This window comes from Priestia sp. JSM ZJ58, from assembly GCF_044383985.1.
In the GTDB taxonomy this organism is placed as follows: domain Bacteria; phylum Bacillota; class Bacilli; order Bacillales; family Bacillaceae_H; genus Priestia; species Priestia zanthoxyli.
In genome coordinates, this window is the sequence record NZ_JBISEM010000003.1 from 1 (window position 1) to 12,302 (window position 12,302).

At 37.6% G+C, this 12,302-nt stretch carries 13 protein-coding genes and 1 rRNA gene; 3 read left to right on the forward strand and 11 right to left on the reverse strand.

Translation table 11 applies throughout. The features are described 5' to 3' along the window. Positions 1–219, reverse strand: a 16S ribosomal RNA gene (locus ACH6EI_RS23235); the annotation flags it as partial. Positions 220–562: 343 nt separating this feature from the next. Beyond that, positions 563–1,429: a nucleotidyltransferase-like protein gene (locus tag ACH6EI_RS23240; RefSeq protein WP_013055174.1), complete on the reverse strand. Its 867-nt coding sequence runs from the start codon at positions 1,427–1,429 to the stop codon at positions 563–565. Positions 1,430–1,651: 222 nt separating this feature from the next. Here ACH6EI_RS23240 and ACH6EI_RS23245 point away from each other — a divergent pair, with 222 nt between their 5' ends. Further along, positions 1,652–2,011, forward strand: a complete 360-nt coding sequence (locus tag ACH6EI_RS23245; RefSeq protein WP_014461817.1) for a YgzB family protein — start codon at positions 1,652–1,654, stop codon at positions 2,009–2,011. A gap of 22 nt (positions 2,012–2,033) precedes the next feature. Here ACH6EI_RS23245 and perR read toward each other — a convergent pair whose 3' ends face one another. The 6 genes from perR to ACH6EI_RS23275 form a co-directional block, all read right to left on the reverse strand. Continuing rightward, positions 2,034–2,468, reverse strand: a complete 435-nt coding sequence (perR, locus tag ACH6EI_RS23250) for a peroxide-responsive transcriptional repressor PerR (protein ID WP_013055172.1) — start codon at positions 2,466–2,468, stop codon at positions 2,034–2,036. Positions 2,469–2,722: 254 nt separating this feature from the next. Beyond that, positions 2,723–3,193 carry a thioredoxin-dependent thiol peroxidase gene (gene bcp / locus ACH6EI_RS23255; protein WP_028412424.1) on the reverse strand — a complete coding sequence of 157 codons (471 nt, stop codon included), beginning with the start codon at positions 3,191–3,193 and terminating at the stop codon, positions 2,723–2,725. A 69-nt stretch (positions 3,194–3,262) separates the two neighbouring features. After that, positions 3,263–3,655 carry an ion channel gene (locus ACH6EI_RS23260; protein WP_013081554.1) on the reverse strand — a complete coding sequence of 131 codons (393 nt, stop codon included), beginning with the start codon at positions 3,653–3,655 and terminating at the stop codon, positions 3,263–3,265. 92 nt (positions 3,656–3,747) lie between these two features. Next, positions 3,748–4,533, reverse strand: a complete 786-nt coding sequence (locus tag ACH6EI_RS23265) for an ABC transporter permease (protein WP_013055169.1) — start codon at positions 4,531–4,533, stop codon at positions 3,748–3,750. Between the two features lie 9 nt (positions 4,534–4,542). Next, the gene (locus tag ACH6EI_RS23270; RefSeq protein ID WP_013055168.1) at positions 4,543–5,334 is read right to left on the reverse strand and encodes an ABC transporter permease; all 792 of its coding nucleotides are present in this window, start codon (positions 5,332–5,334) and stop codon (positions 4,543–4,545) included. Continuing rightward, complete coding sequence (locus ACH6EI_RS23275; protein ID WP_028412425.1) at positions 5,327–6,340, reverse strand: ABC transporter ATP-binding protein; 1,014 nt, start codon at positions 6,338–6,340, stop codon at positions 5,327–5,329. The genes ACH6EI_RS23270 and ACH6EI_RS23275 overlap by 8 nt, the downstream gene beginning before the upstream one ends. Before the next feature lie 202 nt (positions 6,341–6,542). Here ACH6EI_RS23275 and ACH6EI_RS23280 point away from each other — a divergent pair, with 202 nt between their 5' ends. Together ACH6EI_RS23280 and ACH6EI_RS23285 are read left to right on the forward strand one after the other, a co-directional pair. Continuing rightward, complete coding sequence (locus ACH6EI_RS23280) at positions 6,543–7,841, forward strand: glutamate-1-semialdehyde 2,1-aminomutase (RefSeq protein ID WP_028412426.1); 1,299 nt, start codon at positions 6,543–6,545, stop codon at positions 7,839–7,841. Positions 7,842–8,168: 327 nt separating this feature from the next. After that, positions 8,169–9,257, forward strand: coding sequence for an FUSC family protein (locus tag ACH6EI_RS23285; protein WP_028412427.1), 1,089 nt, complete (start codon positions 8,169–8,171; stop codon positions 9,255–9,257). A 35-nt stretch (positions 9,258–9,292) separates the two neighbouring features. On the opposite strand, the gene ACH6EI_RS23290 is transcribed toward ACH6EI_RS23285, so the two are convergent. From ACH6EI_RS23290 to ACH6EI_RS23300, 3 genes are all read right to left on the reverse strand, one after another. Then, positions 9,293–11,044 (reverse strand): ABC transporter ATP-binding protein, encoded by a 1,752-nt coding sequence (locus ACH6EI_RS23290; protein WP_013081549.1) that lies wholly within the window; start codon positions 11,042–11,044, stop codon positions 9,293–9,295. 169 nt (positions 11,045–11,213) lie between these two features. Beyond that, complete coding sequence (gene ntdP, locus ACH6EI_RS23295) at positions 11,214–11,750, reverse strand: nucleoside tri-diphosphate phosphatase (RefSeq protein WP_013055163.1); 537 nt, start codon at positions 11,748–11,750, stop codon at positions 11,214–11,216. 195 nt (positions 11,751–11,945) lie between these two features. Next, positions 11,946–12,206, reverse strand: a complete 261-nt coding sequence (locus ACH6EI_RS23300) for a YgaB family protein (protein WP_014461824.1) — start codon at positions 12,204–12,206, stop codon at positions 11,946–11,948. Between the last annotated feature and the right edge of the window lie 96 nt (positions 12,207–12,302).

Below are 12,302 nucleotides of genomic sequence, written 5' to 3' on the forward strand. Positions count from 1 at the left end.
AAACCATCTTTCAATCATCTCCCATGAAGGAGAAGATCCTATCCGGTATTAGCTTCGGTTTCCCGAAGTTATCCCAGTCTTACAGGCAGGTTGCCCACGTGTTACTCACCCGTCCGCCGCTAACGTCATAGAAGCAAGCTTCTAATCAGTTCGCTCGACTTGCATGTATTAGGCACGCCGCCAGCGTTCATCCTGAGCCAGGATCAAACTCTCCGAAGAAATGTTTGACTTGCTCATTTTAAAAAATAAAAATTAACGTTGACGTTTGTCGCTTTGTTCAGTTTTCAAAGTTCAAGCGCCGCTCTTAAGCGACTTTTTAATCTTACCAGTTTATCTCTTTCTTGTCAACAACTTTTTTAAGAAGTTTTTTCAAGTTTTTGATAAATTTAGTATCGCTCATCAGCGACGTATATAAATTTACCACGGATATTTTAAAGCGTCAATAGATTTTTTAAAATAAATCGTGTTTTTTTAGAAAAACCTTTTATCCAGACTATAAAATCATGTGTCAGGGCATCTATACGTCATAACCATACCGTATCAGATACCCTTTCTCTCTCTATCATTTCGCCACATAGTGTCTATGGTACAAACTCTTTCCTTTGGTTTCTACTTTTTTTACCATAATGATATCTTTTTCAATTAAAAACTCAAGGAGTATTCCTAAGTCAATAGCATAAGGGCGTATTTCGGGATGGTGAACAAGTTCATTAAACGTCCATTCCTGCTTTTCACTTTTCATAATATGAACAAGATGCTTCGCACCCAATTCAGTTTTTTTATTGACTAGAAATTCACTTGCTAAGAAAAGCAGCTCCAAACGCTTGCTAACCTCTTCTTGGCTAATAATTAGCTCTTCGTAAAGACGATGAATTTCAGGTTCTATTTTTTTCACTTGGTTCCACACTGTCACTTCTGGGTGAAATCCATTTTCCAACACAGACAGTCGTGCTAAATGATGAAGAGCATGAATGACATGATTGAATGCATCTAAATAATGATTAGACGCATAAAAGTCTTTTCCTTCTTTAAATCGGCGAATCAACTTAGCAAACTCGACACCTATTCTCTTTGTCCGATCTTCTCTAGGGAAATCAATTAAGCGTTTCTTTAAGTTTTCCATATATTCGTTTCGATCAAATAGCACTTTACCATTTAAGATCCAATCAATAATACGGCGGTTCGTCCCATTCATAATCCATTCACTCATTTGCTGTTCAGAAGCCATATAAAGTGCAGCACGCTCATTTTCATATTCGTATTGTTTAATAAAAAGAGAAGTTTCTGTGGTTTTGGTCACAATAAATAAGATAGCATCCAAATTATCCGTCACTGGAGATTCTGATTTCTTTTTTTCAATCAGTAAAATACCGAGTGTGTCTTTATTGCTAGCTCTTTCTTGATATATTGGCCGTAAAACATCTTCCATTTTGAGCTCTCCTAACTGTAATAGACAAATATTTTTCAAAATTTTAAAGGCTATGGACTAAGATTTCTTTTTTTATTATATACGATGTATAACGGATATCCCACTCAGAATTATGGAAATCATTCAGAAAGCTCAAAAACTACGGATAATTTTCCGAAGATTCAATTTTTATTACCATTCACTGTCTCACTCTATGATATATTGGTAACAGGGGGGATACTGATGGGGATAAAGTATTCAAATAAAATTAACAAGATTCGCACGTTTGCACTCAGCCTGATCTTTGTTGGTTTCATTGTTATGTATGGGGGAATTTTCTTTCGGTCTTCAGTCTGGCTAATGACTATTTTTATGCTTTTAGGTTTACTGTGCATCGTAGCTAGTACCGGCGTTTATTTCTGGATTGGCATGCTTTCTACAAAAGCAGTTCAAGTAACCTGCCCTACATGTCAAAAGCAAACCAAAATGCTAGGGCGCGTAGATATGTGTATGTATTGCAACGAGCCGCTTACGCTTGACCGGTCTCTTGAAGGAAAACAATTCGATGAAAAGTATAATAGAAAAAAACAAAAAGAAAGCTGATAGTATCACTACTATCAGCTTATTAATGCGCTTTTTTAGCCGTACAATCAGGACACGTTCCGTAAATTTCCATTCGGTGGTGACTAATATCAAAGTCAGTAATATGAGCAGCCAGCTTTTCTACTTCGTCTAAACCAGGATAATGAAAATCCACAATTTTTCCGCAGCTTTCGCAAATCACATGGTAATGCTCTGTTGTAACATAATCAAACCGGCTTGATGCATCACCGTATGTTAGTTCCTTTACAATACCTACTTCGCGAAATACTCTTAAATTATTGTAAACGGTTGCTACACTCATATTTGGAAACTTACCTTCCAGCGCTTTATAAATATCATCTGCTGTTGGGTGTGTCATAGAATTGATTAAATACTCTAAAATAGCATGACGTTGTGGTGTAATACGAACGCCAGTACCTTTTAACGTTTCAAGGGCTTCTTGTAAATGATTTGACACGTCATGCACCCCTCTTCTATAAGTATTATTACTTTATAATTCTTATAATTAGTCTACATGTTTTACCCACGTTTTGTCAACTTGATGCCTATTCCTATTTTATGTAATAAGTAGAAATTATTCATATATGTTATGCAAAAAAAGAAGTGTGGAAATCAATCCACACTTTTAAATATATTAACATCTGAGGAGGTATGCCCTACACTGATATTGTATGTTCAAAGACTAAAACTGCTCTAGTTATCTGCCTGTTTTTATGCCATTTTTTCTTTAATAAATGATAAAGCTTCTTCCACATGCCCTTTTACTCGAACCTTGCGATACTCTTTTACGAGCGTTCCTTCTTTATCAATGATAAAAGTGGAGCGTTCAATGCCCATATATTCTTTTCCAAAGTTTTTTTTCAGTTTCCATACTCCATATTCTTCAGCTACGCTGTGATCTTCGTCAGCTAAAAGCAAGAATGGGAGACCGTGCTTATCAATAAACTTATGGTGTTTGTCGATTGGATCCGGGCTCACTCCTAAAATCACCGCATCTAGCTCTTCAAAATTTTCATGCTGATCTCTGAAATCACAAGCTTCCGTTGTACAGCCTGGCGTCATATCTTTCGGATAAAAATACAGCACAACGTTTTTTCCTTTCATCGAAGCGAGTGATACTTGCTCTCCATTTGTAGACATTAATACAAAATCGGGTGCTTTTTCTCCAACTACAGCTGTCATATTTATCTGCTCCTTTACGCTTTTCATTTTCTTTGAATAGCGTACCCAATATTAGATAAGATGACAAGTTTAAGTGCGGGTAACAGTTCGCATCACAAAGATTGCAGGCATAATGTAGCCGATAAACGCTTCAAAAGTTGCAAATAATTTCCCAATTCCAACCGGATACATATCTCCGTATCCTACTGAAAATAACGTCGCTGCGCTGAAATACATGCTGTTAAACAGCGTATAAAAGTAATGACCTTCATGTTCAAACCCTCCGCTTAACACTGGAATACTTCCCATCTCACACACTGTATAAATAAGGCTAAACCCCAATAAAACTGTGATATATGAATAAAACAAGACAAAGAAATGACCAATTGAGAAAAAATGAAATTCTCCAAGTTCTTTTTCAAAAAGAAACTTCATACTACCAATTACAAAAACAATGATAACGAGGATTAGAAAAATAACCATCATTCTACTCCTTTAATTTATACTCTACTACCACTATACGCGCATCCTTGTCCATTCATTACTACTCAGAAGCCACGAAAAAGAGCAGGCATTTAATTGCCTGCTCCTCTGTATTTTTTGACACCTGTATTCCATAAGAAAATAGAGATTACAAAAAAGACGATTCCCATCACCGGGGTTAAAAATGCATATCCGTACCATTCTGACCTTCCTAAGAAATAAGCAGCTGGATATACGCCTACAAATGCAAAAGGAAGAATCCACGTTAAAACATATCGGATGACATTGTTATAAATATCTACAGGATACCTTCCGTAGTTTCCAATATTATAAATAGTAGGCATAATAGAGGTTCTGGCATCCGACCAGAAGCCTATGCTTGCTAAGGCGATGAAAATTCCTGCGTATACAAGCGCTCCTCCTAAAATAAACAATAGAAAAATAAAAACATCATACCACTGGAAATGAAGATGTAAAGAAGACGCAGCATAAGCCATTACGGCAATCCCTGTGATACCACCAAACAATGATTCCAGTTCCATCCGCTCTAAAATAACTTGAAACAAACTGTGAATCGGCCGCGTTAAAATTCGGTCCATTTCACCTTTAACAATGTAGCGCTCGTTGAAATCCCAAATGTTAAAGAAAGACGAAAAAATAGCAAAAGGGACCAAAAAGAAACCATAAATAAAGATAATTTCCTCTCGTGACCATCCGTGCAGCGACTGAGTATGTCCAAATACAACTAAAATAAAAATCAAATTAACTGTTTGAAACAATAAGTCTGAAATGATTTCAACTACCATATCGGTGCGATACTGAAGCCTTGTTTTCATATATTGACTAATGTACTGAAAGAAAATCGAAAAATAAAACATTTTCATAGACTACCCTCCTTGAATAACCATTTTTTTCTTCGCTATGTTCCACAAACACGCAATAGGAATAAATAGAAGCCCTGACCAAACTGCTTGTGTAATAAGAGCATTTATTACTTCCTGCCCTTTAAATCCATTTGTGAAAATCATGCTCGGAATATAACTAATGGCCTGAAAAGGGAAATAGCTCATAATATGTTGCGCCCATAAAGGATAGAAACTGATGGGCAGAAGAAGTCCTGAAAACAAATCAATAACAACGCGCTTCGCTCGAATGAGTCCGTCATTGTTAAAGAGAAAGAAAGTAGTAATACCCGTTAATAAATTAATTTGTGTATTAATAATGAAACTAAAAATTAAAGACAGTCCAAAATAAAGCCATGTTGCGGCATTGGCTGAGAACTGTACTGGAAATAAAAACGCGACAATAATCATACCGGGCACTGAGAAAAACAGCAGCCGAAAAATCCCTTCTCCCAGTCCTTGCATTGTTTTCATACCAAGGTAGCTATAAGGCTTAATTAACTCTACTGCCACCTTGCCATCTTTAATTTCCATTGCCATTTCACGGTCAATGTTATTAAAATAAAAGGCTCTTGCCATCCATGAAACGGCTACATACGTTGTCATTTGGGTAATGGATAACCCTTGAATATTCTCTTTTCCTCCATAAATAGCGGACCATAAAAAGTAGTAAGCACCAATATTAATCGCATAAATCAATATTCCGCTGTAATAATTCGTCCGATACGCCAGCATCATTAAAAAGCGAATGCGTATCATCTCTATATATTTATCCATTCACAACACCTTCTTCATAAATGTTGCGGATGATTTCTTCCGTTGAAATTTCTTCAATGTTAATATCACTGATTTCGTGCTTTGCCACCACTTTAGCAATCAGCTGTGACAGTAAGTCTCCTTTATTTTGAAGCTGCGCTGTCCACAAATATTTTTGATCACCTTCAATCCAGTTAACAGGCATCCCTTGCGTCAATAGCTTCAACTGCTCTTTATTTGGCGCGGTTCCAAATTCAAACGTGACTTGTTTAAGGTCTCCCCAATTCGAACGCAGCTTTTGCAGTGATCCGTCATAAATAATACTGCCTTCATCGAGCATTACAACGCGTTCACATAAAGCTTCAATATCTGCTAAATCATGTGTCGTAAGCAAAATCGTCGTATTATATTTTTCATTAATTTCTTTTAAAAATTGGCGGATTTTTAATTTAACCAGCACATCTAAACCGATCGTCGGTTCATCTAAAAATAGAAGCGGCGGATTATGAATAAGAGCAGCAGCCAGCTCACAGCGCATTCTTTGACCTAGAGAAAGCTTTCGCACCGGCTTATCTAGCAGCGGTCCAATATCTAACGTTTGAATAACATGTTCCATATGAGCGTTATAATCTTCATCTGACACTTTGTATACTTTTTTTAACAAGCGAAAAGATTCTTGTACGGCAATATCCCACCACAGCTGAGAGCGTTGACCAAAAACAACTCCAATCGTTTGGGCAAACTTCTCCCTTTCTTTATGAGGATTCATTCCATTTACGGTAATCTCCCCTGAAGTAGGAGTTAAGATTCCTGTCAGCATTTTGATTGTGGTCGATTTCCCCGCTCCGTTTTCTCCTATATAACCTACCATTTCCCCTTGTTTTACGGTAAACGAAATATCGTTCACAGCTTTCATAACTCTATAATTACGGGTAAATAAGTCCCGGAATGCCCCTTTAAGGCCAGAGCGGCTAGAATAGGCTTTAAATTCTTTCCGAAGTTGATTCACCTCAATAGCATTTTTCATTGTATTCCCTCCGTTACGTCGACGTATTAGTGGTTTCTTTTATTGTTTCCGGCGCCCTTGCTAGCAACTCCTCTGCGAGATGAGGAACTATTTTCTAGCAGTTAGCTCACAAATTTCTATCATACACGTTCTCGAATGTTTTTCAAGAAACAAATAAGTTTGATAGAATAAAGAAGTTGAACTTTTCATTAGGAGGCATAACATGCAATTTACAAAATCAGAACAATTACACGCTGAAGCGCTCGAACATATTGTAGGCGGCGTTAACAGCCCTTCACGTTCATATAAAGCCGTAGGAGGCGGAGCGCCTGTTGCAATGGAAAAGGCAAGCGGAGCTTATTTCTGGGACGTCGATGGAAATAAATATATTGACTATTTAGCAGCTTACGGCCCTATTATTACAGGACACGCTCATCCTCATATCACGAAAGCTATTACAAAAGCAGCTGAAACTGGTGTTCTTTACGGTACGCCAACTGCTCATGAAGTCACATTTGCTAAAATGCTCAAAGAAGCGATGCCCGCATTAGATAAAGTGCGCTTCGTCAACTCTGGAACAGAAGCAGTTATGACAACAATCCGTGTAGCACGCGCTTATACTGGACGCGATAAAATCATTAAATTTGCAGGTTGCTATCACGGCCATTCCGACCTTGTATTGGTAGCAGCTGGATCTGGCCCTTCTACGCTCGGAACTCCTGACTCTGCAGGTGTACCAAAAAGTATCGCTAATGAAGTCATCACAGTTCCTTTTAACGATATTGAGCCTTACAAGGAAGCATTAGAAAAATGGGGCGATCAAATTGCAGCTGTTTTAGTAGAACCAATCGTTGGAAACTTCGGAATTGTTGAGCCAGAACCTGGCTTTTTAGAACAAGTTAACGAATTAACTCACGAAGCTGGAGCACTTGTTATTTATGATGAAGTGATTACAGCATTTCGCTTTATGTACGGCGGAGCTCAAGATTTACTTGGTGTAAAACCTGATCTGACTGCATTTGGAAAAATCATCGGCGGAGGTCTTCCAATCGGAGCCTACGGCGGTAAAAAAGAAATCATGGAAAAAGTGGCGCCGCTTGGACCGGCTTATCAAGCAGGTACAATGGCAGGAAACCCAGCGTCTATTCTTTCTGGGATTGCTTGCCTGGAAGTACTAAAGCAAGAAGGTGTTTATGAACAGCTAGATAAGCTAGGGGCGATGCTCGAAGAAGGTATTTTAAAACATGCTCGTACATATAACATGCCTATTACGATCAATCGATTAAAAGGCGCTCTTACTCTCTACTTTACAACAGAAACGGTTAAAAACTATGAACAAGCAGAAAATACAGACGGCGAATTATTCGCACGCTTCTTTAAACTAATGCTCCACCAAGGCGTCAACTTAGCTCCTTCGAAATATGAAGCATGGTTCCTTACTACAGCTCATACAGAAAAAGATATTACCGACACTTTAGAAGCTGTAGAAAAAGCATTTAAACAGTTAAGTGAAGAACGCTAATTTTTACTCTAAAGCACTCGTTTGAAAATGAGTGCTTTTTTATCTTGCCTTTGGGTTTCCTTATAGAACATTCCCACCTTTCATAACCATTTCTTACGCGTCATCTCCTTTTTGTCATCCTGTCGAAAAATCCCGAGAAATACCCTTATTTTTCTGCTTGTTTTCTCTTGATATCCATTCTTAAACCTTGTATAGTATGTTATTGTTTATATTATTTCCAACAGGTTATGTAATAAAGAAGGATTGATTTTTGCAATTTATCATTTGTTTTGGGGAACATTCTTCATAACGAAAAAACTTTTTTACAGAAAGGAACTACGAACGCACATGAAACTTGGTGCCCGCATCTTAAAAACGGGAATTGCCATTACACTTTCATTGTTATTAGGTGAATTTCTAAGTTTACCATCTCCAATATTTGCGGCAATTGCGGCAGTTTTTGCAATTCAACCGTCTATTTACAGATCTTATTTAACAATATTGGAGCAAATACAGGCGAATGTGATTGGAGCTGCTTCTGCAGTTTGTTTTGGACTTATTTTTGGTACCCACCCCATCATTATTGGTTTTACCGCTGTTGTTGTCATCGCAGTCAACTTAAAATTACGTATTAATAATACAATTGGGCTTGCGCTTGTGACAGTAATTGCAATCATGGAAAATCCAGGAGATAATTTCGTTGAATATGCGCTTATACGCTTTGGTACAGTGTTACTTGGGGTATTCTCAGCATTTATTGTCAATCTTATTTTTATTCCGCCAAAGTATGAAACAAAGCTGTATTATAAAATTGTAAGCACAACGGAAGAAATTATTAAATGGATTCGCATGAATCTTTATCACGCATCTGAGCACACATTGTTAAAAGAAGACATTGAAAAAATGAAAGACAATGTGGCTAAAATGAATCAACTTTTCGATTTTTACAAAGAAGAACGCACTTATTCAACCAAAAAACGTTTTGTTAAGTCACGCAAGCTCGTTTTATTTCGTCAAATGATTACCGTTACAACACGCGCTCTTACAACCCTGAAACTACTTCATCGAGTGGAAAATGACCTTCAAGTCATGCCGCAGCAATTTCAAGATTTAATCAAATCTGAAGTTGAGTGCCTGTTAATGTATCATGAGCAAGTATTATTAAAATTCATTGGGAAATTACGCGTACAGCCAACCACTACTGTACCAAACGAAGCCTGCGTTGGAAAACGAGCTTTAATCGATAAATTTATGCAGTACAAAATATACGATAATGATGAAGAGAATAAGATTATTTATCATATCTTCCCTTTAATTTCCGTCATCATTGAGTATAGTGAAGAGTTAGAGCATCTTGATAAGCTGATTGATACGTTCCAAAACTATCACAAAGATGATAACTCATTTGATATTAATCATCAGCGACAAGAAGATTAAAAACACCACCTATTGTTAGACAATAGGTGGTGTTTTTAAATTGTATCAAGCTGCTGAACGTTAAAGAGCTGATAGTAATGACCTTTTTTCTTAATTAACTCCTCATGAGAACCTCGTTCGACTACTCTTCCATTTTCTAAAAGTACAATTTCATCAACATGAGTAATTGTAGATAAACGGTGGGCTACAATGAAAGTCGTACGGTCTTTTGCTAGTTCAGCTAATGCTTCTTGAATATAGTGCTCACTTTCCAAATCTAGAGCTGAAGTGGCTTCATCAAAAATAAGAATAGCTGGATTTTTTAAAAATACGCGCGAAATGGAAATACGCTGCTTTTGTCCCCCTGATAGCTTCATTCCCCGCTCTCCCACTTTTGTATCATATCCTTCGGGCAAATTCATAATAAAATCGTGGGCATTTGCGGCTTTTGCCGCAGCAATTACTTCTTCATCTGTCGCTCCTGGCTTTCCAAGCAGTATATTGTTTTTAACCGTGTCACTAAACAACACCGTATCCTGCAGGACGATTCCAATCTTATCTCGCAGGCTGCGTACTTTATAGGTTTTGATATCAATGTCATCAATGAGAATTTTCCCCTCTGTCACATCATAAAAGCGCGGAATTAAGCTGATAAGCGTGGATTTCCCTCCTCCGCTCATTCCAACAAACGCAACGGATTTTCCTTTTTCTACATCTAAATTAATATCATGAATCACAGGTTTTTCTTCTTCTTCATAAGCAAATGAAACGTGCTCAAACTGCACCTTTCCATGAAGCTCAGTACATTCTTTTGCATCTTTCTTGTCTGTAATATCGTATTCTTCATCAATGAACTCAAACACCCGGTCCATAGATGCAACAGACTGCGTGAGCGTAGTCGATGAATTGACCAAGCGGCGAAGCGGATTATACAAGCGGTCAATATAGGCCACAAATGCTACCATCGTTCCTACGCTAAGACTTTCTGTGATGACTTGATATCCAGCAAATGTAATCACGATTAAAGGTGCCAAATCGGTAATGGTGTTCACTACTGCAAATGTTTTGGCATTCCAATTCGTATGATTGATTGCTTTTTGTAGAAAATTTGAATTTTGCTTATCAAATTGTTTCTGCTCATGAGGCTCAATAGCAAAGCTGCGAATAACAGAGATTCCTTGAACCCTTTCATGCAAGTGACCCTGTACTTCCGCTAAAGCCTGCGAACGGACTCGCGTTAAATGGCGCAGACGACTGTAAAAATATTTTACAGAGAACGCATAAACCGGCAGCAAAATAATCGATACCAGTGTTAAAGGTACATTCATCGTAAACATAATCACAATGGCTATTACAATCGTCATCATATCAAGCCATACGTTCATTAAGCCTGTGATAACAAAGTTTTTTGTTTGCTCTACATCATTAATGACTCGTGAAATCACTTCACCCGCTCGCGTGTTTGCATAGTAACGCAAGCTAAGCTTTTGAATATGGCTAAACAGCTGATCCCGAATATCATATAATACTTTGCTCGATACCCACTGAGCATAATACTGCCTGTAATATTCAATGGGAGGTCTTAACACTAAAAATATAACAAACGAAATCCCCATAATCGTCACCATTTTATGAACTTTTTCAGAGGAAGACATGCCATGTCCATTTACGATATCGTCCAAAACATATTTCAAAAGCAGCGGAATTAATAAAGGAATAGCAAATTTAATAATACCAATTAAGACAGTGCCGACAATTTGCCATTTGTATGGCTGTACAAACTTCATGTAGCGTCTTATACTTCCCATAAAATCTCCCCTTTCTATCTATGAGGGCAAGCTTTCTTAGTATATGTACACGCGTCGATTTTTTAGTGCTTTTATCTCTTCTAAAAGATGGCGACCATAACGCCAAAAAGAACATTATATCAAACAGTCAGCTTTAGACGGCCTAACATAATGTTCTCTAGCTCATTCATCAAGAATGCCGATATGTTAAAAAACGTTCATACCAAATGTCAATGAAATCTGGAGCAAACGGGCCTTTTCGCTGTCGAATCCAACCTTTTAACTCCTCGACGTGATTATGTAAAATACGGTCAATCACTTCTGGATAATTCATTTCTTTTCGATGCTTCTCATATTCATCTTCATCAAGAAGGGTGTATGTCATATCTGGATAGACTTTAATATCTAAATCATAATCAATATATTTGAGCGCTTCATTGTCATCATAAATGAACGGCGAACTGATATTGCAGTAATAATAAATTCCATCTTCACGGATCATCCCAATGACGTTAAACCACTGCTGAGCATGAAAATAACAAATTGCCGGCTCTCTTGTGACCCATGTTCGTCCATCTGATTCTGTAACGACTGTACGATCATTTCCTCCAATCACTAAGTTATTGGTTGCTTTTAATACGGTTGTCCGATCCCACACGCGATGAATATGTCCATTATGCTTGTAGCTGTGTATTTGAATTGTTTCTCCTTCCACCGGAATTCCCATCTCCAATACCTACTTTCATTTTAGCACTTAAAAAAATTCATATAACGTCTCCATTTGTCTTATGTTTATTATAACGGTTTCTCTCTCATTTTAACACAAATGTGCTAACCTTCTTGAGTTCAAAAAAGTCACTCCCCCTACTTTTCCTTTGCTTAGCAGCCTTAAAAAAGAGAGGAAGTGACACATCAATGTTCATTAAGCAAGTGTAGAGCAAGCCCCTTCACTTTTATATGTACGAATAATGTCTTCGGTTTGTGCTTCAAACGTCAATTGAATCTCTTTTAATTTTAGCTTCATTTCACTAATTTCATCTTGCACAGAATGAAGTTTTGCTTCTTCATGAAGTTTTACTAGTTCACCTTCGATTTCCTGACAGCGCTCAATCTCAGACTGCAAAAACAGAAGTTGATCCATGGTCTCCAATTGTTGAGTCACTAGCTGATCAAATTTTTTCATACGATAGCTCCTCCCTATTTGCTTTAACCATACACGCGGCACTTCTGTTAACATTCTGTTTAGGTGAGACAGATTCCTTTGACGAGTTGTGTAAAG

Bases quoted from the DNA above. Each gene is read 5' to 3' on its own strand.
- ACH6EI_RS23240 (WP_013055174.1), bottom strand. From the start codon at position 1,429: ATGGAAGATGTTTTACGGCCAATATATCAAGAAAGAGCTAGCAATAAA.
- ACH6EI_RS23245 (WP_014461817.1), top strand. From the start codon at position 1,652: ATGGGGATAAAGTATTCAAATAAAATTAACAAGATTCGCACGTTTGCA.
- bcp (WP_028412424.1), bottom strand. From the start codon at position 3,193: ATGACAGCTGTAGTTGGAGAAAAAGCACCCGATTTTGTATTAATGTCT.
- ACH6EI_RS23260 (WP_013081554.1), bottom strand. From the start codon at position 3,655: ATGGTTATTTTTCTAATCCTCGTTATCATTGTTTTTGTAATTGGTAGT.
- ACH6EI_RS23265 (WP_013055169.1), bottom strand. From the start codon at position 4,533: ATGTTTTATTTTTCGATTTTCTTTCAGTACATTAGTCAATATATGAAA.
- ACH6EI_RS23270 (WP_013055168.1), bottom strand. From the start codon at position 5,334: ATGGATAAATATATAGAGATGATACGCATTCGCTTTTTAATGATGCTG.
- ACH6EI_RS23275 (WP_028412425.1), bottom strand. From the start codon at position 6,340: ATGAAAAATGCTATTGAGGTGAATCAACTTCGGAAAGAATTTAAAGCC.
- ACH6EI_RS23280 (WP_028412426.1), top strand. From the start codon at position 6,543: ATGCAATTTACAAAATCAGAACAATTACACGCTGAAGCGCTCGAACAT.
- ACH6EI_RS23285 (WP_028412427.1), top strand. From the start codon at position 8,169: ATGAAACTTGGTGCCCGCATCTTAAAAACGGGAATTGCCATTACACTT.
- ACH6EI_RS23290 (WP_013081549.1), bottom strand. From the start codon at position 11,044: ATGGGAAGTATAAGACGCTACATGAAGTTTGTACAGCCATACAAATGG.
- ntdP (WP_013055163.1), bottom strand. From the start codon at position 11,750: ATGGGAATTCCGGTGGAAGGAGAAACAATTCAAATACACAGCTACAAG.
- ACH6EI_RS23300 (WP_014461824.1), bottom strand. From the start codon at position 12,206: ATGAAAAAATTTGATCAGCTAGTGACTCAACAATTGGAGACCATGGAT.